The organism is Streptomyces sp. BHT-5-2 (assembly GCF_019774615.1).
GTDB lineage: Bacteria > Actinomycetota > Actinomycetes > Streptomycetales > Streptomycetaceae > Streptomyces.
On record NZ_CP081496.1, the window covers coordinates 2,182,576 to 2,201,702 of the forward strand.

Below are 19,127 nucleotides of genomic sequence, written 5' to 3' on the forward strand. Positions count from 1 at the left end.
TTCATACTGAACCTTTCCGGAACTGGCTGGTTCAGATCGTTGCTTCCTCCAATCTGATCCCTCCAGACTGTTCCGGTTCATTGGTTGCTCTCCCGCCGCCTGTGCGCGCCCCGGCCCCCGGGCTCGCGCCTGCCCCGGCCCGTACGACTGAGGTCTTGCATGCCGCCCTCGACCCCCACGGCCGACGCCGTGAAGAGTCCCGGCCCCCAGCCGCCCAGGAACGGTCTGGACCGTTTCTTCAAGATCTCCGAGCGGGGGTCGACGGTCGGTCGTGAACTGCGCGGCGGGCTGGCCACGTTCTTCGCGATGGCCTACATCATCGTGCTGAACCCGATCATCCTCGGTGCCGGCGTCGACAAATACGGCCACCATCTCGACAACGGCCAGTTGGTCACCGCCACCGCCCTGATGGCCGGTCTGGGCACCGTCCTGATGGGCGTGATGGGCAACGTCCCGATCGCCATCGCGGCCGGCCTCGGCATCAACGCCGTGGTCTCGCTCCAGCTCGCACCCAAGATGAGCTGGCCGGACGCGATGGGCATGGTGGTGCTCGCCGGTCTGGTGCTGATGATCCTGGTGGCCTCCGGGCTCCGGCAGCGGGTGATGGACGCCATCCCGGGCGGGCTGCGGCGGGCCATCGCGATCGGCATCGGCCTGTTCATCTCGCTGGTCGGCCTGGTGGACGCCGGATTCGTCAGCCGCAACCCGGACGCCGCGCACACCACCGTCCCGCTGAGCCTGGGCCAGGGCGGTCAGCTCAAGGGCTGGCCGGTGCTGGTGTTCGTGCTCGGCCTGGCGCTGATGTTCGTGCTGACCGTGCGGAAGACCAAGGGCGCGATCCTGATCGGCATGGTCACCATGGCCGTGGTCGCGATCGTCATCAACGCGGTGGCGCACATCCCGGACGCGTCCTGGGGGCTGGCCGTCCCCAACGTCCCGGACCGGATCGTCGGCGCACCCGACTTCGGACTCATCGGGCACATCAGCCTCTTCGGCGGCTTCAAGGAAGTCGGCGTGCTGACCGGCTGCCTGTTCGTCTTCACCGTCCTGCTGTCCGGCTTCTTCGACGCGATGGGCACCATCATCGGCGTCGGCGAGGAGGCCGGGCTGCTGGACAACGAGACCGGCAACCTGCCGAACATGGGCCGGATCCTGATGGTGGACGGCATCGCGGTGGCCGGCGGCGGCTTCGGCTCGGCGTCGGCCAACACCTGCTTCGTGGAGTCCACCGCCGGCGTCGGCGAGGGCGCCCGCACGGGCCTGGCGAACCTCGTCACCGGCGGGCTGTTCCTGCTCGCCCTGATCTTCACGCCGCTGGCCACCGTCGTGCCGTCGCAGGCCGCCACGCCCGCGCTGCTGGTCGTCGGCTTCCTGATCATGGCCTCGAACGTCAGGGGCATCGACTGGAGCGACTTCACCGTCGCCGTCCCGGCGTTCCTGACCATCGCCTCGATGCCGTTCACCTACAGCATCACCAACGGCATCGGCATCGGCGTGCTCGCCTTCATCCTGCTGCGGACGGCGACCGGCCGCTTCAAGGAGATCCCCTGGCTGCTGGACGCGGTCGGGGTCTGCTTCCTCGTCTACTTCCTGCTCAACCCGATCGAGCAGCTGCTCGGGGTCAGGTAGGCGACAGGGGGGCCGGCGCGCAGCGCCGTCTTCCGGGGGCGGAGGTCGGGTGACGGGCGGGACCCGTCACGAGGGCCTGGGCGCCGGGCCCCAGCCGTGCAGCCGCTCGGTCGCGTCGACCGAGCTCGACAGCCGTTCATCGAAGTCCTCGCGGATGAGCGTCCGGACGACATAGTCCTGGACGCTCATTCCGCGTTTTGCGGCATGCTGCCGAAGGCGCTCCAGCAGCTCCCCGTCCATGCGCAGGCTGAGCACTCCCGATCCCATACGGACACGGTCCCCGCACTGCATGGTCAGGTGTGTCGCTTTTCGCGACGTCCTCACTCATATGGGTGATACCCGGTTCCTGCTCGCGAGGGGTCGGACCGGCGCTTTCCTTAGAGAGGCTAATGAGCTATGCTAAAGACCATGCCGGAACTGTCCAACGGCGCCGACGCTGACGCCGTGAATTCCCTGCGGTCCGCCGTGATGCGGCTCTCGCGCCGACTGAAGCACCAGCGGGTCGACGAGTCGCTCAGCCCCACCGAGATGTCGGTGCTCGGCACCCTCGCCCGGTGCGGCCGCGCCACGCCCGGCGAGCTGGCCCGCAAGGAGCACGTCCAGCCGCCGTCCATGACCCGGATCGTGGCGATGCTGGAGGCCAAGGGACTGGTCCGGCTGGAGGCGCACCCCGACGACCGCCGCCAGAAGGTGGTCACCCAGACCGAACAGGCCGAGGCGATGCTCGAGGAGAGCCGCCGCCGGCGCAACGCCTGGCTCGCCGAGCTGGCCTCCGGGCTGGACGCGGACGAGTGGGCCAAGCTGCGGGACGCCGCGCCCGTACTGGAGAAACTCGCACAGCTGTAGCCGCACGGCCTTGAAGGAGGCGAACCCACTTTGAGTACGGGATCCGGAGCACCCTCCGCCCCCGCACCGAACCCCGACGACACCCCCACCCGCGACACCGGACCGGACGTGCCCGCCCGCACGGGCATGTTCAGCTCGCTCCGGATACGCAACTACCGCCTCTTCGCCAGCGGTCAGGTGGTCTCCAACACCGGCACCTGGATGCAGCGCATCGCCCAGGACTGGCTGGTGCTCAGCCTCACCGGCTCGTCCGGCGCGGTCGGCATCACCACCGCGCTGCAGTTCCTGCCGATGCTCCTCTTCGGCCTCTACGGCGGCGTGCTCACCGACCGCTTCGCCAAGCGCAAGCTGCTGCTGTGCACCCAGTCCGCGATGGGCCTGACCGGCCTGGCGCTGGCCGGGCTCACCCTCAGCGGCCAGGTCCAGGTCTGGCACGTCTACGCCGGTGCCTTCCTGCTCGGCCTGGTCACCGTCGTCGACAACCCGGCACGGCAGGCGTTCGTCTCCGAGATGGTCGGGCAGCGCGACCTGCGCAACGCCGTCAGCCTGAACTCCGCCAACTTCCAGTCCGCCCGGCTGATCGGTCCGGCCGTCGCCGGCGTGCTGATCACCGCCTTCGGCAGCGGCTGGGCCTTCCTCTTCAACGGCCTGTCGTTCCTCGCCCCGCTCACCGGCCTGCTGATGATGCGCACCGCCGAGCTCCACAAGGCGGACCGCGTCCCGCGCAGCAAGGGGCAGCTGCGGGAGGGCCTGGCCTACGTCCGCCAACACCCCGAACTGATCTGGCCCATCGTCCTGGTCGGCTTCATCGGCACCTTCGGCTTCAACTTCCCGATCTGGCTGACCGCCTTCACCTACAAGGTCTTCCACGCCGGCGCCGGCACCTACGCGCTGTTCAACGGGCTGATGGCGGCCGGTTCGCTGATCGGCGCGCTGCTCGCGGCCCGCCGCTCCGGCTCCCGGCTGCGGGCGCTGGTCGGCGCCGCGCTGGTCTTCGGCCTGCTGGAGTGCGTCGCGGCGCTGGCGCCCGGCTTCTGGGTCTTCGCGGCGCTGCTCGCCCCGATCGGCCTGGTCGGCCTGACGATCAACGTCACCGCCAACTCCAGCGTCCAGATGGCCACCGACCCGGCCATGCGCGGCCGGGTGATGAGCCTGTTCATGATGGTCTTCATGGGCGGGACGCCACTGGGCGCGCCGCTGGTCGGCTGGGTCACCGACACCTACGGCCCGCGGATCGGCTTCCTCGCCGGCGGGGTGGTCTCCATGGCGGCCGCGGCCCTGGTCGGCCTGTTCCTGGCCCGGTCCGGCGGACTCCGCCTCAAGATCGACCTGCGGCGCGGCCACCAGCATGTGGCGTTCGTGCCGCGCATGCGCGCCGCCGGGGTGGGCGACGAGGCCCCGGGGCAGAAGCTGACGGCCGCGGCGTAAGGCACACCGCGCGGTCCGCCGGGCACGGCGGCGAGGCGGGGGCAACACTGGCCCCATGAGACTCTTCGCCGCCGTGCTGCCCCCGGACTCCTCCCTCGGTCAACTCGCCTCGGTGGTGGGCCACTTGAAGCAGCTGCCGGACGCCGACCGGCTGCGCTGGACCGGCCACGACGGCTGGCACTTCACCCTCGCCTTCTACGGCGAGGTGCCCGACGAGGACCTGCCCGAACTCCGCGAGCGATTGGCCCGCGCCGCCGGCCGGCACGCCCCCTACGAGCTGCGGATCGCCGGCGGCGGGCGGTTCGGCGACCGGGTGGTGTGGGCCGGCGCGGACGGCGACCGGCCGGCGATGCGGCACCTCGCGGACGCCGCCGAGGCGGCCGGCCGCCGGATGGGCCTGAAGATGGGCGAGCACCGCCCGTACACCCCGCACCTCACCCTCGCCCGGAGCCGCACCGGCCATCTCGACCTCGTGCCGTACGCGGCGGCCCTCGCCGACTTCGCCGGCAGCCCCTGGACGGTCGAGGAGATGGCGCTGATGCGCAGCCACCCGCCGGCGCCCGGCGTCCCGGGCGCCCAGCCGCACTACGCGCCCGTCGCGCGGTGGCCGCTGGGCGGCTGAGCCCGGCCCCGGGCGCGGTGGCGGGCCGGGCCGGTGCGGCGCCCGGTTCCGCCCCGGTTACGCTCAAAGGGTGGATCCCAAGACCCGTAACCGGATCATGTCCGGGCTGCTCGCCGTGCTGCTGATCGTCGTCGTCGTGGCGGCGGCGCTGCGCTGACCCCGCGTCTCACCAGGCGAACGCCTCCGGCGACGGCCCCGGCCCCGGGAAGACCTCCTCCAGGCCCGCCAGCAGCTCCGCCGGCAGCGCCAGCTCCACCGCGCGCAGTGCGGAGGCGAGCTGGTCGGCGGTGCGCGGGCCCACGATCGGGCCGGTCACCCCGGGCCGGGTGAGCAGCCAGGCCAGCGCCACCTCGCCCGGCTCCAGGCCGTGCTTGCCGACCAGGTCCTCGTAGGTCTGGATCTGCGCCCGGATCGCCGGGTCGGCCAGGGCGGCCGCGGACCGGCCGGAGGTCGAGCGGCCCGCCCCGCCGCCCTCCCGCTCCTTGCGGAGCGCCCCGCCCAGCAGCCCGCCGTGCAGCGGCGACCAGGGGATGACACCCAGCCCGTAGGCCCGGGCGGCCGGGACGACCTCCATCTCGGCCCGCCGCTCGGCGAGGTTGTAGAGGCACTGCTCGCTGACCAGGCCGTACGAACCGCGGCGCGCGGCCGCCTCGTTGGCCTGCGCGAGGTGCCAGCCGGCGTGGTTCGACGACCCCACGTAGAGGATCTTCCCCTGCTGGACGAGGACGTCGACGGCCTGCCAGATCTCGTCCCAGGGGGTGGCCCGGTCGACGTGGTGGAACTGGTAGAGGTCGATGTGGTCGGCGCCCAGCCGCCGGAGGCTGGCGTCCACCGCCCGGCGGATGCTGAGCGCGGAGAGCCGGTCGTGGTTGGGCCAGGCCGGGGTGCCGTCCGGAGCCATGTTCCCGTACACCTTGGTGGCCAGCACGGTCTTCTCCCGCCGGCCGCCGCCCTTGGCGAACCACGAGCCGATGATCTCCTCGGTGCGGCCCTTGTTCTCGCCCCAGCCGTAGACGTTGGCGGTGTCGAAGAAGTTGATGCCCGCGTCCAGCGCGGCGTCCATGATGTGGTGGCTGCCGGCCTCGTCGGTCTGCGGCCCGAAGTTCATCGTCCCGAGGACGAGGCGGCTGACCTTTAGTCCGGTGCGTCCCAGCTGCGTGTACTCCATGGTCGTCCAGCCAAGCCCTTGGAGCGGGCGCGAAGCAAGGGGTCAGGGGGCGTAGCGGTCACCGACGTCCCACGCCTGGTGCAGTGCGTCGGCGAACGCCCCGGCCAGAAGGTGCTCGCCGAGCGGCGAGGGGTGGGTGCCGTCGTAGGTCGCCCGGTCGAGGTCCCAGCCGGCCGGCTCGGAGGCCAGCAGCAGCGGCGAGGCGGGCGTGGAGAGGTCGGCCACCGCCTTGGCCAGCAGCTCGTTGAAGCGGGTGCACTGGGCGTCGAACTCCGGGTCGCCCAGGGCCCGTATGTTGGCTATCACGGGCATCAGCACCGCCCGGACGCGCGGCCGGGCGGCCCGCGCGCCGGCCACGAAGCGCCGGACGTTCTCCGCCGTCTGCTCGGGGTCGGTGTAGAAGCCGAGGTCGATCAGGCCCAGGGAGACCAGCAGGGTGTCGGCCCGGTGCGTGCGGACCGCGTCCTCTATCAGCGGCGCCATGTGCAGCCAGCCCTCGCCCCAGCCGGCCAGGTGGTGGCGGGCCTTCTCGGGGAAGGCCGCATCGGCGTAGGCGAAGGAGTCCGCGGCGCCGGTGGCCGGGTCGTGGAGGGTGGTGCGCGGGCCGACGAGGGCGAACGGGCCGGGGTAGGTGGCAGTGAGGTGCCGCCACATCCGGTAGCGCCACGTGAAGTCGCCGGAGCTGCCGATCGTCATCGAGTCCCCGACGCACATGATCCTCATCCGGCCATGATGTCCGAGAACGCTACCGACGGGTACGTGACGCTGGCCACGCCGCCCGGCTACGGCGGGGGCGCGTCCTCGACGAGCCGCAGCTCGTAGTGGAGCGTCCGCTCCCGGCGCAGCCGGTGGACGAGCGGCGCCACCAGTCCGTGGATCAGCGGGTACTTGCGGGTCAACGACCGCTCGGCGCGCCGGAATTCACGGGTGTCCGCATCGAGCAGCCGGGCCCGGGCCCGGACGGGCGGTCCGACGGGCCGCCCGCGCCACGTCGAGGCGCGGAACTCCACCTCGGGGAAGTTCCGGATCCGTTTGACCTTGCCGGCGCTGCCGACGGTGCGGAAGTAGGCGCGGTCGCCGTCCACCGCGACGTTGACCGGGGTGCCGACCCCGGTGCCGTCCCTCTTGTACGTGGTCAGCAGGATCGTCGTCTGCTTCTCGAAGGGGGCGAGACCGGGGCTGGGGGTGGTCCTCATGCCTCCATGGAGGCACACCCCGCCCGATTCGTCATGCGGGCGGGCCCCGGCGGGGGCGCCGTGCGCCGTGTCCGCCGGGGCCCGCCCGGGCCGGTGCGGGGCGCCGTCAGAGGCGCTCGACGACGTAGTCGATGCAGGCCGTCAGGGCCTCGACGTCCGCCGGGTCGATGGCCGGGAACATCGCGATCCGCAGCTGGTTGCGGCCGAGCTTGCGGTAGGGCTCGGTGTCGACGATGCCGTTGGCGCGCAGCGTCCTGGCGATGGCCGCCGCGTCGATGTCGTCGTTGAAGTCGATCGTGCCGATGACCTGCGAGCGCTTCGCGGGGTCGGTGACGAACGGGGTGGCGTGCTTGGAGTCCTCGGCCCAGCCGTAGAGGGTGCGCGAGGAGGTGGCGGTGCGGCCGACCGCCCAGTCCAGGCCGCCCTGGCCGTTGATCCACTCCAGCTGCTCGTTCAGCAGGAAGAGGGTGGCGAGGGAGGGGGTGTTGTACGTCTGGTTCTTCAGGGAGTTGTCGATCGCGGTGGGCAGCGAGAAGAACTCCGGGACGTGCCGGCCGGAGGCGTGGATCCTGCGGGCGCGCTCCAGGGCGGCCGGGGAGAAGACGCCGAGCCAGAGGCCGCCGTCCGAGGCGAAGGACTTCTGCGGCGCGAAGTAGTAGACATCGGTCTCGGTGATGTCCACCGGGAGGCCGCCGGCGCCGGAGGTGGCGTCGACCAGCACCAGCGCGCCCTCGTCGGCGCCGGCCACCCGCCGGATCGGGGCCATGACACCGGTCGAGGTCTCGTTGTGGGTGAAGGCGTAGACGTCCACGCCCGCCTCGGCGACCGGCTCGGGGTGGGTGCCCGGGTCGGCGGCGACGACGGTGGGCTCGGCCAGCCAGGGGGCCAGCTTGGCGGCCTTGGCGAACTTCGAGGAGAACTCGCCGAAGGAGAGGTGCTGCGACTTGTTCTCGATCAGGCCGTGCGTCGCCACGTCCCAGAACGCGGTGGAACCGCCGTTGCCCAGGACGACCTCGTAGCCCTCGGGGAGCTGGAAGAGGTCGCGCACGCCCTGCCGCACCCTGCCGACCAGGTTCTTGACCGGGGCCTGGCGGTGCGAGGTGCCGAGCAGCGAGGAACCGGTGGCGGCCAGCGCGTCGAGCGCCTCCGTCCGCACCTTGGAGGGGCCCGCGCCGAAGCGTCCGTCGGCGGGCTTGATGTCAGCGGGGATCTCGATATCAGCCACGGGGGCAGCCTAAGGGGTCGCGCGGGGGCCGGGCGGAGCGTCCAGCCGGTGAGATGACGGCCGGTCGGAGTGTGGACGCGGGGTGTCACGGGGGCGGCCGGCCCGGCGGACCCGGCTCAGGGGCGGTCCGCCGCGTAGAGGTCCGTGAGCGCGGCCGCGGCGCCGGCCAGGACGCGGCGCGCCTCGGGCGGGTCCAGGACCTCCAGGGAGTCGCCGAACTGGAGCAGCTGGCGGACGGCGGAGAGCACCGGGTACCCGAGCTCCAGCAACGCCCAGCCGTCGCCGGGGTCTTCGCCGGGGCCGTCGCAGGGGCCTCCGGCGGCGGCCGTCCCGTCCGCCCGGCGCTCCCCGCCGCCCTCCGTACGAGGCGGTGCGGTCAGCGCGGTGCCCAGGATCCGTACCGCCATGTCCAGCCGCTCCCGGCGGATCCGGGCGGTCACCCGCACCGGCGCCGGCCGCTCCTCCACCTGCTGTCGCAAGTGCGCCCAGACGTCCGCCAGTTCCGTGTCCGGCCGCCGCCGTACCGGGGCGTCGGTGACGGTCGCCGAGGCCACCCGGTCGGCCCGGAAGAGCTGCGGCCGGCCGCGCCGGTCGGCGACCAGGTACCAGGTGCCGGCCTTGGCGACCAGCCCGTACGGGTCGACGGTGTAGGTGCGCGGACGGGGCTCGCCGCTGTGCCGGTAGCTGATGCGCAGCCGCCGGTCGGTGAAGACGGCGGTCTGCAGGTCGTCCAGGTCGACGGCCGGGCGGGGCCCGCTCAGCCAGCGGTCGGGGTCCACCAGCACGCGGCGGCCGACGAGTTCGGCAGGCGGGCGGTGCGGGGCCGGCAGCGCCGCCATCACCTTGCGCAGCGCCGAGCCCAGCGCCTCGTCGAGGCCGAGCGCGCGGTGTGCGCCCTGCGCCGCCAGGACGAACAGCGCCCGGGCCTCGTCGGTGGTCAGCCCGGTGACGTCGGTGCGGTAACCGGGCAGCAGCGCGATCCCGCCGTGCCGGCCGCGCTCGGCGTACACCGGCACCCCGGAGGCCGACAGCGCCTCGATGTCGCGGTAGACGGTGCGGGTGGAGACCTCCAGACGGGCGGCCAGTTCGCTCGCGGGGACCCGGCCGCGGGTCTGGAGCAGCAGCAGGATCGAGAGCAGTCGGTCGGCCTTCACCCCCCGGTTTATATCCCGCCCCCGGGCCGCGTTCTAAATATGACGGCCGGTGTCAGGTTATTGCCGGAGAGTGCGCTGCATGACGACGACCGACGCCCTCGCCACTGCCTCGCACCGCCCGGCCACTGTGCCCGCCCGGCCCGCCCCGGACGCCCTCGCCGACCTCGAACGGCAGGTCCGCGGCCCCGTTTTCCGCCCCGGCGACGAGGGGTACGACGCCGAGCGCTCCGGATACCAGGCCGGCCACCGGCACCGCCCCGCCGTCATCGTCGGCGCGGTGGACGCCGCCGACGTGGCCGCCGCGGTCGGCTTCGCCCGCGCCCGGCGGCTGCCGGTCGCCGTCCAGGCCACCGGGCACGGGCTGTCCACCGCCACCGACGGCGGGCTGCTCATCAGCACCCGGCGGATGACGGACGTCGCCGTGGACCCGGTGACCGGCACCGCCCGGGTCGCCGCGGGCGCCGTCTGGGCCCAGGTCGTCGCGGCCGCCGCGCCGCACGGGCTCGCCCCGCTCAACGGCTCCTCGCCGGGCGTCGGCGTGGTCTCGTACACCCTCGGCGGCGGCGTCGGGGTGCTGGCCCGCACCTACGGCTTCGCCGCCGACCACGTCCGGTCGATCGACCTGGTCACCGCCGACGCGCGCCGGGTCCGGGTCACCGCCGACACCGAACCCGACCTCTTCTGGGGGCTGCTCGGCGGCGGACACGGCCTCGGGGTGGTCACCGGCATGGAGTTCGGGCTGGTGCCGGTCGCGCGGCTCTACGGCGGCCAACTGGTCTTCGGCGCCGAGCAGATCGACGACGCGCTCGCCGCCTACCTGCGCTGGACCGGGACCGTCCCGGACACCCTGACCTCCTCGCTCGGCCTGATCGTCTACCCGGACCTGCCGCAGCTGCCGGCCCCGCTGCGCGGCCGCCACCTCCTCCAGATCCGGATCGCGTTCACCGGCAGCGCCGAGGACGGCGAGCGCCTGGTGGCGCCACTGCGCGCGGTCGGTCCGGCGGTCTCCGACGACCTGCGCGAGATGCCCTACGAGGAGTCCCACACCATCCACCGCGACCCCAGCGACCCGCACGCGTACAACGGCGACAACGTGCTGCTCGGCGACCTGGACGCGGCGGCGCTGCACCGGGTGGCGAAGCTGGCCGGGCCGGCCGCCCCGGTGATGGTGGTGGCGCAGCTGAACCACCTGGGCGGCGCGCTGGCGACCGGCCCGGTGGGCGGCGAGGCCGGTGCGGTGGGCCACCGGGAGGCCCGCTTCGCACTGCGGGTGCTGTCCCCACTGGGCGACACCGACCCCGAGGGCCAACTGGCGACCGTACGGGCCGTACACGCCGAGGTGCTGGCGGCCGTTGCGCCCTGGCGGCTCGGCCGCAGCGTCAACTTCCTCCTCGGCGAGCAGCGGGGGCGGGCGGACGCGGCCGAGGTGGCCCGCAGCACCCACGGCGCGGCGGTCCGGTCCCGGCTGGCGGGCCTCAAGGCCGCCCACGACCCGGAGAACGTCTTCCGCTTCCATCCGTACGCGGTGTGAGACCCGCGGCGTCCGCCGCCGCGCCCGACCCCGTCGTCGGGCCCCGGGACTCCCGCCACACCGTTGTCCACAGCCCTTGCCGTGCCCCCTCCCTCCAGGGGCAGGCTGGGGGCATGGCTGATCGCACGGAGACGGACAAGCACAACGGCGACGGATCGGGCACGAGCGGTCGGGCGGCGGACCGGGCGGCGACCGCCCGCCGGGACCTGGCCCGCGAACTCGCCGCGGCCATACGGGGCGAGGTCTCGGCCGCCGCCGCGGACCGCGCCCTGATGACGATGGACGCGTCCAACTACCGGCGGGTCCCGGAGGTGGTGGTCGCGCCCTGGGACGCCGAGGACGTCGCCGCGGCGCTGCGGATCTGCCGCGCCCGCGGCGTCCCGGTGGTGCCGCGCGGCGGGGGCACCAGTATCGCCGGGCAGTCCACCGGCATCGGCGCCGTCCTGGACTTCACCCGCCATATGCGCCGGATCGTCGCACTGGACCCCGAGGCCCGCACCGCCGTCGTCCAGCCCGGCGTCGTCCTCGACGACCTCCGGGCCGCCGCCGCCCCGCACGGCCTGACCTTCGGCCCCGACCCCTCCACCCACAGCCGCTGCACCCTCGGCGGCATGATCGGCAACAACTCCTGCGGCTCGCACTCCGTCGCCTGGGGCACCACCGCCGACAACGTCCGCACCCTGGACGTGCTCACCTACGGCGGCGAGGCGGTCCGGGCCGGCCGCGGCACCGACCCCGAAGGCCGCCCCACCGGCCTCCCACCGCGCCTGCGCGACGGCGTCAAGGCCCTGGTGGACGGCGAGTTGGCGCTGCTGCGCACCGGCTATCCGGCCGGCCTCCCGCGCCGCATCTCCGGCTACGCCCTGGATGCCCTGCTCCCCGAGGTCGGCACCGACCTGGCCCGCGCCCTGACCGGCAGCGAGGGCACCCTCGGCGTCGTCACCGAGGCCGCCGTCCGGCTCGTCGAGGCCCCCGCGGCCCGCGCGCTGGCCGTCCTCGGCTACCCCGACGAGAGCGCCGCCGCCGAGGCCGCGCACACCCTTCTCCCGTATCGCCCGCTGACCGTCGAGGGAATGGCCGCCGACCTCGTCGGCAAGGACGCCACCGGGCTGCCGGACGGCGGCGCCTGGCTGTTCGTCGAGGCCGGCGGGGCGAGCCGCGCCGAGGCCGCCGCCCGGGCCGAGGAGCTGTGCCGCGCGGCGCGGGCCGACGGTGCCACCGGCCACACCCTCGTCACCGACCCGGCCGGCCAGCGCGCCCTGTGGCGGATCCGCGAGGACGCCTCCGGCACCGCGACGCGCCTGCCCGACGGCAGTGAGGCATGGCCCGGCTGGGAGGACTGCGCCGTCCCGCCCGCCCGACTCGGCCCGTATCTGCGGGACTTCCGCGCCCTGCTCGCCCAGCACGGCCTGCGCGGCACCCCCTACGGCCACTTCGGCGACGGCTGTATCCACGTCCGGATCGACTTCGACCTGCTCACCCCGCCCGGCATCCGCCGCTTCCGGGAGTTCTCCACCGACCTCGCCGCCCTGGTGGTGGCACACGGCGGCTCGCTCTCCGGCGAGCACGGTGACGGCCAGGCCCGCGCCGAACTCCTCCCCGCGATGTACGGCGACGAACTGGTCGGCCTCTTCGGCCGGTTCAAGGACCTCTGGGATCCGGCCGCCGGCCTCAACCCCGGCATCCTCGTCCGCCCCGACCGCCTCGACGACAACCTCCGCTTCGCCCCGCTGCCCAAGGGCCCGGTCCCGGTGGAGTTCGGCTATCCGCACGACGACGGCGACTTCTCCGCCGCCGTCCGCCGCTGCGTCGGCGTCGCCAAGTGCCGTACGGAGCAGCTCGGTCCGGGGTCGACCGACGTCATGTGCCCGTCCTTCCGGGCCACCGGCGACGAGCAGCACTCCACCCGCGGCCGCGCCCGGCTGCTGCACGAGATGCTGGCCGGCGAGGTGGTCACCGACGGCTGGCGCTCCCCGGAGGTGCGCGACGCCCTCGACCTCTGCCTGTCCTGCAAGGGCTGCCGCAGCGACTGCCCCGTGGGCGTCGACATGGCCACCTACAAGGCGGAGTTCCTGCACCACCACTACGAGGGCCGGATCCGCCCCGCCGCCCACTACGCCATGGGCCGCCTGCCGCAGTGGCTGCGCGCCGCGGCCCCCGCCGCACCGGTGCTCAACGCCCTCGCCCGCACCCCGCTGGCCGCGGCCGCCAAGCGGCTCGCCGGCATCGCCCCGGAGCGGGAGATCCCGGCGCTCGCGGGGGTGACCTTCCGCCGGTGGTGGTGGCGCCGGCACGCCACGGCGGGTGCCCCCACCGGCGGCAGGACGGTCGTCCTGTGGCCCGACACCTTCACCGACCACCTCTCCCCGGAGGTGGGCCGCGCCGCCGTCCGCGTCCTGGAAGCCGCCGGGCTGCGGCCCCTGCTCCCACCCACCGCCCCCCTGGCGACGCGCCCCTCGCTCCCGCTGCCCCGGCTCCACCGCCCCGGCCTCTGCTGCGGCCTGACCTACGTCTCCACCGGCCAACTCACCCGGGCCCGGGCCGTCATGCGCCGGACCGTGGAGGTGCTCGGCCCCCTGGTGCGCCCCGGCCGCCCCCTGGTCGTCCTCGAACCGAGCTGCGCCGCGGCGCTCCGCACGGACCTGCCGGAGCTGCTCGCCGACGATCCCCGGGCCGCCCGGCTCGCCGCCGCCGTCCGCACCTTCGCCGAGGTACTGGAGGAGCTGGCCCCCGACTGGACCCCGCCCCGGATCGACCGCCCGGTCGCCGGCCAGACCCACTGCCACCAGCACGCCGTCCTCGGCGACGCCGCCGACCGCCGCCTTCGCGAACGCGCCGGCCTCACCGGGGCGTTGAGCGGCGGCTGCTGCGGTCTGGCCGGCAACTTCGGCTTCGAACGCGGCCACTACGACGTCTCGGCGGCCTGCGCCGAGGACCAGCTCCTCCCCGCCGTCCGCGGGGCCGCCCCGCACGCCGAAATCCTCGCCGACGGCTTCTCCTGCCGCACCCAACTCGCCCAACTCGGCGGCCGCCGCGGCCGCCACCTGGCGGAGGTGCTGGCAGAGGCACTGCCGGAGGGGACGGCACCGGGAAGGGAGGGCGCCGGGGGAGGGCACTGACGGGGCGCGTTCGTCGTCTCCCGTGTTCGGGTGCCGACGCCGGTGCCGACGGAGACGTCGGCGTCCGGAAGACGGACGCCGGGAGCCGCGGAGGTCCGTCGGGAGTGGCTCAGGCCAGGACCTCGCGGGCCAGTGCCACCAGGGCCGGGATGCGGGGGTGGCCGGGGCCGTCGCGCCAGGCGATGACGACGGGGACGGCCGGGGCGTCGGTCAGCGGGACGTAGGCCATCGCGGGGTGCGGGTGCATGCCGGCGGTGGCGGAGGTGGTGACGCCCACCGCGCGGCCGCCCGTGATGGCGGCGATCCAGTCGTCGGTGTTGCCGATGGTGATCGTGGACGTGGGGCGGGCGTCCGGCGGCCAGAGGTCGAGGGCGGTCGTGCCGGAGACCGTGTTCAGGGCGATGGTGCGGGAGGCGAGGTCGGCGAGGGAGAGGGCGGTGCGGCCGGCCAGCGGGTCGTCGGAGGGGAGGCCGGCCACCCGGGGCTCGGTCGTCAGCTCCTCGGTGATCAGGCCGGGGGCGGTGACCTCGCCCCGGAGCAGGGCCGCGTCCACGTCGCCGCGGGCGAGACCGGCGGTGCGGTCGTCGATCCGGAGGAGTTCCAGCGGCGTCTGAGGGTGTTCCTCGTGCCAGCGGCGCAGCAGCGTGGTGGTCTCCGCGCCGGCCGCCGACCAGGCGTGGCCCAGGCGGAGCGGCCAGCCGGTGCGGCGGCCGTAGGCCAGGGCGCGGTCGAAGGCGGAGACGGCCAGTGCCGCCCGGTCGCGGAAGGCGAGGCCGTCCGGGGTGAGGGCGAGGTGGTGGGTGGTGCGCTCGACGAGGCGGACGCCCAACGCCGCCTCCAGCTGGCGGAGGGTGCGGGAGACGGCGGGCTGGGTGAGGTGGAGGCGTTCGGCGGCGCGGGTCACGCTGAGGGTGTCGGCGATGGCGAGAAAGCAGCGGAGATGACGCAGCTCGAGGCTCATGCGTGCGGAGCATAACAACCGGCGAAATGGCATTTCACGTGCGCGAACGTGGGTCGTAGCGTGGGGACGTGAATGCTTCCTCCGCGCCGTCCGGGTCGTCCGCCGAGTCTGCTTCTGCTCCTTCCCTGTCTCCTTCTTCCGTAGGGTCCGCGTCGTCGTCCGCCGGGCCTGTTTCACCGTCCGTCGCGTCCGTCGCGCCCGGGATACCCGGGCCCGTGCCGCCCTCGCGCGAGGTGCTGTCGGCGGAGGAGTGGGCCGCGGCCCGCGGGCTGGGCGATACGGCGGCGGCGCGGGCACGGGGCCGGCTGGTGTCGGTGGGGCTGGTCGTCGGCGGGGTCGTCTCGCTGCAGTTCGGGGCGTCGGTGGCGGTGCTGCTGTTCCCGCGGGCCGGGGCGCTGGGTGTGGTCACGCTGCGGCTGGTCGTCGCGGCGCTGGTGCTGCTCGTCGCCTGCCGGCCGAAGGTGCGGGGCCACTCGCGGGGCGACTGGGCCACGGTCGTCGCCTTCGGCGTCGCGCTCGTCGGCATGAACTCGCTCTTCTACCAGGCGATCGACCGGATTCCGCTCGGGGCCGCGGTCACCCTGGAATTCCTCGGACCGCTGATCCTCTCCGTGGTGACGTCGCGGCGGCTGCTGAGCGTGCTGTGGGCAGTGCTGGCCCTGGGAGGTGTGGTGCTGCTGGGCCGCGAGGGGCTCGACGGGCTGAACCTCGTCGGCGCCGGGTGCGCGCTGGCCGCCGGTGGGTTGTGGGCGGCGTACATCCTGCTGTCGGCGCGCACCGGGCAGCGCTTCCCACAGGCGGACGGGCTGGCGCTGGCGATGGCGGTCGCGGCGGTGCTGAGCCTGCCGCTGGGCGCGCTCAGCGCGGGCACCGCGCTGCTGGACCCGGTGACGCTGGGGCTGGGCGCCGCCGTGGCGCTGATGTCGTCGGTCCTGCCGTACACGCTGGAGCTGCTGGCGCTGCGGAAGCTGCCGGCCTCGGGGTTCGCGGTGATGATGAGCCTGGAACCGGCCGCGGCGGCCACGGCCGGGTTCCTGGTGCTGGGGCAGGCGTTGGGGTGGGTCGAGGTGCTGGCGATCGGGCTGGTGGTGGTGGCCAGCGCGGGGGCGGTGCTCAGTGGCTCTCGCCGGTGAGGATTGGTCGGCGCTTCCCACGTTGTCGGCTCTCCCGCCGTAGGGGTTCGCCTTTTTGCGCCTGGCGGCGCCGGTCCGCTGCGCGGGGCGTTTCCGGCCCGCTTCGCGGGCGTTGTTGGTCCGCTGCGCGTTGTCGGTCCGCTGCGCGGGGCTGTTGGGTGCGGTGACGGGCCTCCGGGGCAGGGGGTGTGTCCGGACTGCTGCGCTTTACGTCCGGACACACCCCCTGCCCCTCCGACCCGTCCCCTCCCGTGGGTGGTCATGGAGACGGTGGGTGGGGGCTGACGCGAGTGGGGCGGTGCGGGGAGGGATCAGCGGCCGGAGCGGATGACCTTCTTGCCGTCCGGGGTGAGCGGCACGGGCATCGACAGCGGGGCGCTCCGCTTCGTGCGGCCGTCGAGATCCTTCTGCACCACGTTCACGTTGACGGACACGCCCTGGCCGCCGCCGAACTTCCCGCTGGCGAAGGCGTCCACGCCGCTACCGGTGATCTCGTAGCCGGAGGTGTCGATGATCGAGTGCGCGCGGCAGTCGCGGAACACCTCCTCGATGGGGACGAACCAGAGCCAGTGGTAGTCGCCGTCGTGGTTGAGATCGACCTTGTCGTTGAACCAGATCGCCACCGCTCCCGACATGCCGACCGTGGCCGTCCAGTCGATGTCGTACTTCTGGGTGCCGATCACGAGGGACGCCTCGATCGCCGACTTGGCCGGGATCTTCAGGGGGAGGTCGACGCTCCAGTTCTGCGTCTCCTTGTGGGAGTACTCCTGCGTAGAGGAGAGGTTCGTCTCGATGGAGGTGGTCTCCGACACCTTGGCCACGGCCGGGATCTCGGCCGAGACCTCCATCGATACGCCGATCTTCAGCGACTCGGTCACCGAGATCCGCAGGTCCTGCTCGGTCGTCTTGCTCTGCTTGTACGTGACGGTCTGTTCGACGGACGACCCGTTGCGGTAGTTGGTCGTCACGGAGCTGACCTGGCCCGGTATGGGCGAGGGGGCCTTGGGGTCGTAGGTGATGCCGGTGTACGCCGTGCTCACCTGGTACTTGTGGTAACTGCCCAGCTCACCGCGCTGCCCGTAGTCCGTGGAGGCGGTGAAGCGGCAGCCGTTGGAACCGGGGAACCGTTCCCGGGCCATCCACTTCCCCCACTCGTCCGTGATCTCCTGGAGCGAGCGGGCGGCCGCCTTGCGGGGAGTGGCGGCCTGCGGGGCGTTCGGACGGCTGGGTGCCGCGACCGCGGCACCCGCGGTCGCGAGGGAAACGGGGACGGCCGCCGCGAGGCCGGCGACGGGGACGGCGGCGAGGAGACGCCGTCTGGAGACATGGCTCATGGGGGACCCAATCCGTTGGGGGTTGGAAGAGCGGAAATGCCTTGGGAAGCCATGCAATCGGCGATCTTCCCCGGCACATAGGGACTTTGGTCCCGATTCACGTCTTGGGTCACGTCTTGGGTCAGGTCTTGGGCGCGCAACTGGGGCATTCGCAGGGCGGGTAACGCCCCGGCGTCTCGTCGACGAACCGCGGTGGGTCGTCGGTCCGCACGACGACCCTACGGAGCGGGGTACGCACCCCGGCCGCCGAGACCCGGTACACGGACAGCGTCATGCGCCGCGGGCTGATCTTCACCGGCCGTGCTCCCGCCCCCGCTGATTCTCCGTACGTTCGCGAACCCAGGCCGCCAGCCGGGACGCCTCGGACGCGGAAATCCCGCCCAGTTCGACGCGGCCCCGATCCATGACGGGATAGTCGCCCCGGAGCGAGGGAAGGGTGAATCCGGCGGTGGTCAGTGCGGACGCCAACTCCTCTGCCGCCCGCTGCCCTTGGGCCAAAGCACTGTCCCCGGATGAGGGGTTTTTCTGATTCATGACTCCGATGGTCGAGCGGCCTGCCTAGCCTGACCAGTAGTGGCGCGCATACGGAGAGTGTTCGTAGTGGCGTGCGGTGACGGCGGTATCCGAGGAGGTCGGCAGCATGATGAATTCAGGCGGTAGCGCGGAGGGGACGTCGAAGGCGCTGCGCGTCTTCGGGGGGCAGCTCAAGCTCTTCCGGGAACTCGCCGAGCTGAGCCGAGAGGAGCTTGGCAGGAAGCTCGGTTACGCGTCCCACACGATCAAGTCGTACGAGCTGGCCCAGCGCATCCCGGAACCGGCCACGGTGGAGCGGGCGGACGAACTGCTGGGCGCGAGGGGTGTGCTGAAAGCGGCGATTCCGCTGCTGGAGGAGGCGCAGTATCCGATGTTCTTCCGCGATGTCGCGAAGCTGGAGCGGAAGTGCGTACGTCGATGCTCGTACGAGACGCTGGTCGTGCCGGGGCTGTTGCAGACGAAGGACTACGCGCGTGCGGTGATCGAATCGCACGTCCCTGTCCATGCCGACGAAGAGGTGGAGCGCTTGGTTTCCGGCAGGCTTGAGCGTCAAGGGTTGCTCACCCGCGAAGATCGGCCGCCGCTCCATTTCGTCGTTGAGCAGTGTGCCTTGGAGCGCCCGATCGGTGGCCGGGAAATCCACCGGGAACAGATGGCGGAGGTCTTGGAGCGGCTACACCTGCGCAACGTAACCCTCCAGGTCATGCCGACGAACATCGAGGAGCATCCGTGCCTCGACGGTGCGCTGGTCTTGCTGGACATGCCTGACCCGCGCACGCTGGGCTATGTAGAAGGGCATGCCAGGAGTCAGCTCGTCTCCGACCGGAAGAAGGTCGCCGAACTTGTGCAGCGCTATGCCATGATCCGTACGCAGGCCCTGTCCACCAGGGAATCCCTGCAATTCATCGAGAAGTTGGCGGGGTAGTTATGAGCACCGAACTGGTCTGGCGCAAGTCGAGCTACAGCGGTTCCGCCGGCGGCGAATGCGTCGAGATCGCCACCAGCCCGACCACCGCTCGCGTCCTCATACGCGACTCCAAGGACAAGCCCGGCCCCCGCCTCACCCTCGCCCCCGCCGCCTGGGCCGCGTTCGTCCGTTACGCCGCGTCGGGGCCTGTGCGGCCGTAACGCGGGGTACTCGCGCGTCGTGTATGCGGCGGCGCGCCATGGCAGAAAATCATGCAGGCATGCTTGATTGTTTCCGGGGGTGCTGCCACCCTCGGTTCTCGCATCACCGCAGCAGATGT

Annotated in this window: 19 protein-coding genes; 9 read left to right on the forward strand and 10 right to left on the reverse strand. The window is 73.0% G+C overall.

The window, feature by feature from the left end:
- The first annotated feature begins 159 nt into the window (after positions 1-159).
- Entirely contained in the window at positions 160-1,629 is a 1,470-nt protein-coding gene (locus K2224_RS09715; protein ID WP_221906179.1) for an NCS2 family permease, read from the forward strand.
- 66 nt (positions 1,630-1,695) lie between these two features.
- Here the strand turns inward: K2224_RS09715 and K2224_RS09720 are convergent, their stop codons facing one another.
- The gene (locus K2224_RS09720; RefSeq protein WP_221906180.1) at positions 1,696-1,896 is read right to left on the reverse strand and encodes a BrnA antitoxin family protein; all 201 of its coding nucleotides are present in this window, start codon (positions 1,894-1,896) and stop codon (positions 1,696-1,698) included.
- 141 nt (positions 1,897-2,037) lie between these two features.
- Here K2224_RS09720 and K2224_RS09725 point away from each other — a divergent pair, with 141 nt between their 5' ends.
- The 3 genes from K2224_RS09725 to thpR are packed head-to-tail and all read left to right on the forward strand — an operon-like array spanning position 2,038 to position 4,525.
- Positions 2,038-2,475, forward strand: a complete 438-nt coding sequence (locus tag K2224_RS09725) for a MarR family winged helix-turn-helix transcriptional regulator (RefSeq protein WP_221906181.1) — start codon at positions 2,038-2,040, stop codon at positions 2,473-2,475.
- A gap of 30 nt (positions 2,476-2,505) precedes the next feature.
- Positions 2,506-3,903, forward strand: coding sequence for an MFS transporter (locus K2224_RS09730; RefSeq protein ID WP_221906182.1), 1,398 nt, complete (start codon positions 2,506-2,508; stop codon positions 3,901-3,903).
- Positions 3,904-3,958: 55 nt separating this feature from the next.
- Entirely contained in the window at positions 3,959-4,525 is a 567-nt protein-coding gene (gene thpR, locus K2224_RS09735; RefSeq protein WP_221906183.1) for an RNA 2',3'-cyclic phosphodiesterase, read from the forward strand.
- A gap of 166 nt (positions 4,526-4,691) precedes the next feature.
- Here thpR and K2224_RS09740 read toward each other — a convergent pair whose 3' ends face one another.
- The 5 genes from K2224_RS09740 to K2224_RS09760 all read right to left on the reverse strand — a co-directional run bounded on the left by K2224_RS09740 (position 4,692) and on the right by K2224_RS09760 (position 9,268).
- On the reverse strand, positions 4,692-5,693 hold the full coding sequence (locus K2224_RS09740) for an aldo/keto reductase (RefSeq protein ID WP_221906184.1): 1,002 nt from the start codon (positions 5,691-5,693) through the stop codon (positions 4,692-4,694).
- 42 nt (positions 5,694-5,735) lie between these two features.
- Positions 5,736-6,407, reverse strand: a complete 672-nt coding sequence (locus tag K2224_RS09745) for a GDSL-type esterase/lipase family protein (protein WP_221909542.1) — start codon at positions 6,405-6,407, stop codon at positions 5,736-5,738.
- Between the two features lie 68 nt (positions 6,408-6,475).
- Positions 6,476-6,889, reverse strand: a complete 414-nt coding sequence (locus tag K2224_RS09750) for a PPOX class F420-dependent oxidoreductase (RefSeq protein ID WP_221906185.1) — start codon at positions 6,887-6,889, stop codon at positions 6,476-6,478.
- 106 nt (positions 6,890-6,995) lie between these two features.
- Positions 6,996-8,114 (reverse strand): phosphoserine transaminase, encoded by a 1,119-nt coding sequence (serC, locus tag K2224_RS09755; RefSeq protein ID WP_221906186.1) that lies wholly within the window; start codon positions 8,112-8,114, stop codon positions 6,996-6,998.
- Positions 8,115-8,230: 116 nt separating this feature from the next.
- Positions 8,231-9,268 carry a YafY family protein gene (locus tag K2224_RS09760; protein WP_221906187.1) on the reverse strand — a complete coding sequence of 346 codons (1,038 nt, stop codon included), beginning with the start codon at positions 9,266-9,268 and terminating at the stop codon, positions 8,231-8,233.
- A gap of 79 nt (positions 9,269-9,347) precedes the next feature.
- On the opposite strand from K2224_RS09760, the gene K2224_RS09765 reads away from it, so the two are divergent.
- Together K2224_RS09765 and K2224_RS09770 are read left to right on the forward strand one after the other, a co-directional pair.
- Positions 9,348-10,799 carry an FAD-binding oxidoreductase gene (locus tag K2224_RS09765; protein ID WP_221906188.1) on the forward strand — a complete coding sequence of 484 codons (1,452 nt, stop codon included), beginning with the start codon at positions 9,348-9,350 and terminating at the stop codon, positions 10,797-10,799.
- 113 nt (positions 10,800-10,912) lie between these two features.
- Positions 10,913-13,918, forward strand: a complete 3,006-nt coding sequence (locus K2224_RS09770; protein ID WP_260692448.1) for an FAD-binding and (Fe-S)-binding domain-containing protein — start codon at positions 10,913-10,915, stop codon at positions 13,916-13,918.
- Between the two features lie 109 nt (positions 13,919-14,027).
- Here the strand turns inward: K2224_RS09770 and K2224_RS09775 are convergent, their stop codons facing one another.
- Entirely contained in the window at positions 14,028-14,879 is an 852-nt protein-coding gene (locus K2224_RS09775; protein ID WP_221906189.1) for a LysR family transcriptional regulator, read from the reverse strand.
- 215 nt (positions 14,880-15,094) lie between these two features.
- Between K2224_RS09775 and K2224_RS09780 the strand changes: the two genes are divergently transcribed.
- Positions 15,095-16,012: an EamA family transporter gene (locus K2224_RS09780; RefSeq protein WP_398204723.1), complete on the forward strand. Its 918-nt coding sequence runs from the start codon at positions 15,095-15,097 to the stop codon at positions 16,010-16,012.
- A 311-nt stretch (positions 16,013-16,323) separates the two neighbouring features.
- On the opposite strand, the gene K2224_RS09785 is transcribed toward K2224_RS09780, so the two are convergent.
- The 3 genes from K2224_RS09785 to K2224_RS09795 form a co-directional block, all read right to left on the reverse strand.
- Positions 16,324-17,346: an ETX/MTX2 family pore-forming toxin gene (locus K2224_RS09785; RefSeq protein ID WP_221906190.1), complete on the reverse strand. Its 1,023-nt coding sequence runs from the start codon at positions 17,344-17,346 to the stop codon at positions 16,324-16,326.
- 121 nt (positions 17,347-17,467) lie between these two features.
- On the reverse strand, positions 17,468-17,620 hold the full coding sequence (locus K2224_RS09790; protein ID WP_221906191.1) for a hypothetical protein: 153 nt from the start codon (positions 17,618-17,620) through the stop codon (positions 17,468-17,470).
- A gap of 17 nt (positions 17,621-17,637) precedes the next feature.
- The gene (locus tag K2224_RS09795; protein ID WP_221906192.1) at positions 17,638-17,880 is read right to left on the reverse strand and encodes a hypothetical protein; all 243 of its coding nucleotides are present in this window, start codon (positions 17,878-17,880) and stop codon (positions 17,638-17,640) included.
- A 106-nt stretch (positions 17,881-17,986) separates the two neighbouring features.
- Between K2224_RS09795 and K2224_RS09800 the strand changes: the two genes are divergently transcribed.
- The gene (locus K2224_RS09800) at positions 17,987-18,805 is read left to right on the forward strand and encodes a helix-turn-helix transcriptional regulator (protein WP_221906193.1); all 819 of its coding nucleotides are present in this window, start codon (positions 17,987-17,989) and stop codon (positions 18,803-18,805) included.
- A gap of 2 nt (positions 18,806-18,807) precedes the next feature.
- Positions 18,808-19,008, forward strand: coding sequence for a DUF397 domain-containing protein (locus tag K2224_RS09805; RefSeq protein WP_221906194.1), 201 nt, complete (start codon positions 18,808-18,810; stop codon positions 19,006-19,008).
- Positions 19,009-19,127 lie beyond the last annotated feature (119 nt).

Bases quoted from the DNA above. Each gene is read 5' to 3' on its own strand.
- K2224_RS09715 (WP_221906179.1), top strand. From the start codon at position 160: ATGCCGCCCTCGACCCCCACGGCCGACGCCGTGAAGAGTCCCGGCCCC.
- K2224_RS09720 (WP_221906180.1), bottom strand. From the start codon at position 1,896: ATGGGATCGGGAGTGCTCAGCCTGCGCATGGACGGGGAGCTGCTGGAG.
- K2224_RS09725 (WP_221906181.1), top strand. From the start codon at position 2,038: ATGCCGGAACTGTCCAACGGCGCCGACGCTGACGCCGTGAATTCCCTG.
- thpR (WP_221906183.1), top strand. From the start codon at position 3,959: ATGAGACTCTTCGCCGCCGTGCTGCCCCCGGACTCCTCCCTCGGTCAA.
- K2224_RS09740 (WP_221906184.1), bottom strand. From the start codon at position 5,693: ATGGAGTACACGCAGCTGGGACGCACCGGACTAAAGGTCAGCCGCCTC.
- K2224_RS09745 (WP_221909542.1), bottom strand. From the start codon at position 6,407: ATGTGCGTCGGGGACTCGATGACGATCGGCAGCTCCGGCGACTTCACG.
- K2224_RS09750 (WP_221906185.1), bottom strand. From the start codon at position 6,889: ATGAGGACCACCCCCAGCCCCGGTCTCGCCCCCTTCGAGAAGCAGACG.
- K2224_RS09765 (WP_221906188.1), top strand. From the start codon at position 9,348: ATGACGACGACCGACGCCCTCGCCACTGCCTCGCACCGCCCGGCCACT.
- K2224_RS09770 (WP_260692448.1), top strand. From the start codon at position 10,913: ATGGCTGATCGCACGGAGACGGACAAGCACAACGGCGACGGATCGGGC.
- K2224_RS09775 (WP_221906189.1), bottom strand. From the start codon at position 14,879: ATGAGCCTCGAGCTGCGTCATCTCCGCTGCTTTCTCGCCATCGCCGAC.
- K2224_RS09785 (WP_221906190.1), bottom strand. From the start codon at position 17,346: ATGAGCCATGTCTCCAGACGGCGTCTCCTCGCCGCCGTCCCCGTCGCC.
- K2224_RS09790 (WP_221906191.1), bottom strand. From the start codon at position 17,620: ATGACGCTGTCCGTGTACCGGGTCTCGGCGGCCGGGGTGCGTACCCCG.
- K2224_RS09795 (WP_221906192.1), bottom strand. From the start codon at position 17,880: ATGAATCAGAAAAACCCCTCATCCGGGGACAGTGCTTTGGCCCAAGGG.
- K2224_RS09800 (WP_221906193.1), top strand. From the start codon at position 17,987: ATGATGAATTCAGGCGGTAGCGCGGAGGGGACGTCGAAGGCGCTGCGC.
- K2224_RS09805 (WP_221906194.1), top strand. From the start codon at position 18,808: ATGAGCACCGAACTGGTCTGGCGCAAGTCGAGCTACAGCGGTTCCGCC.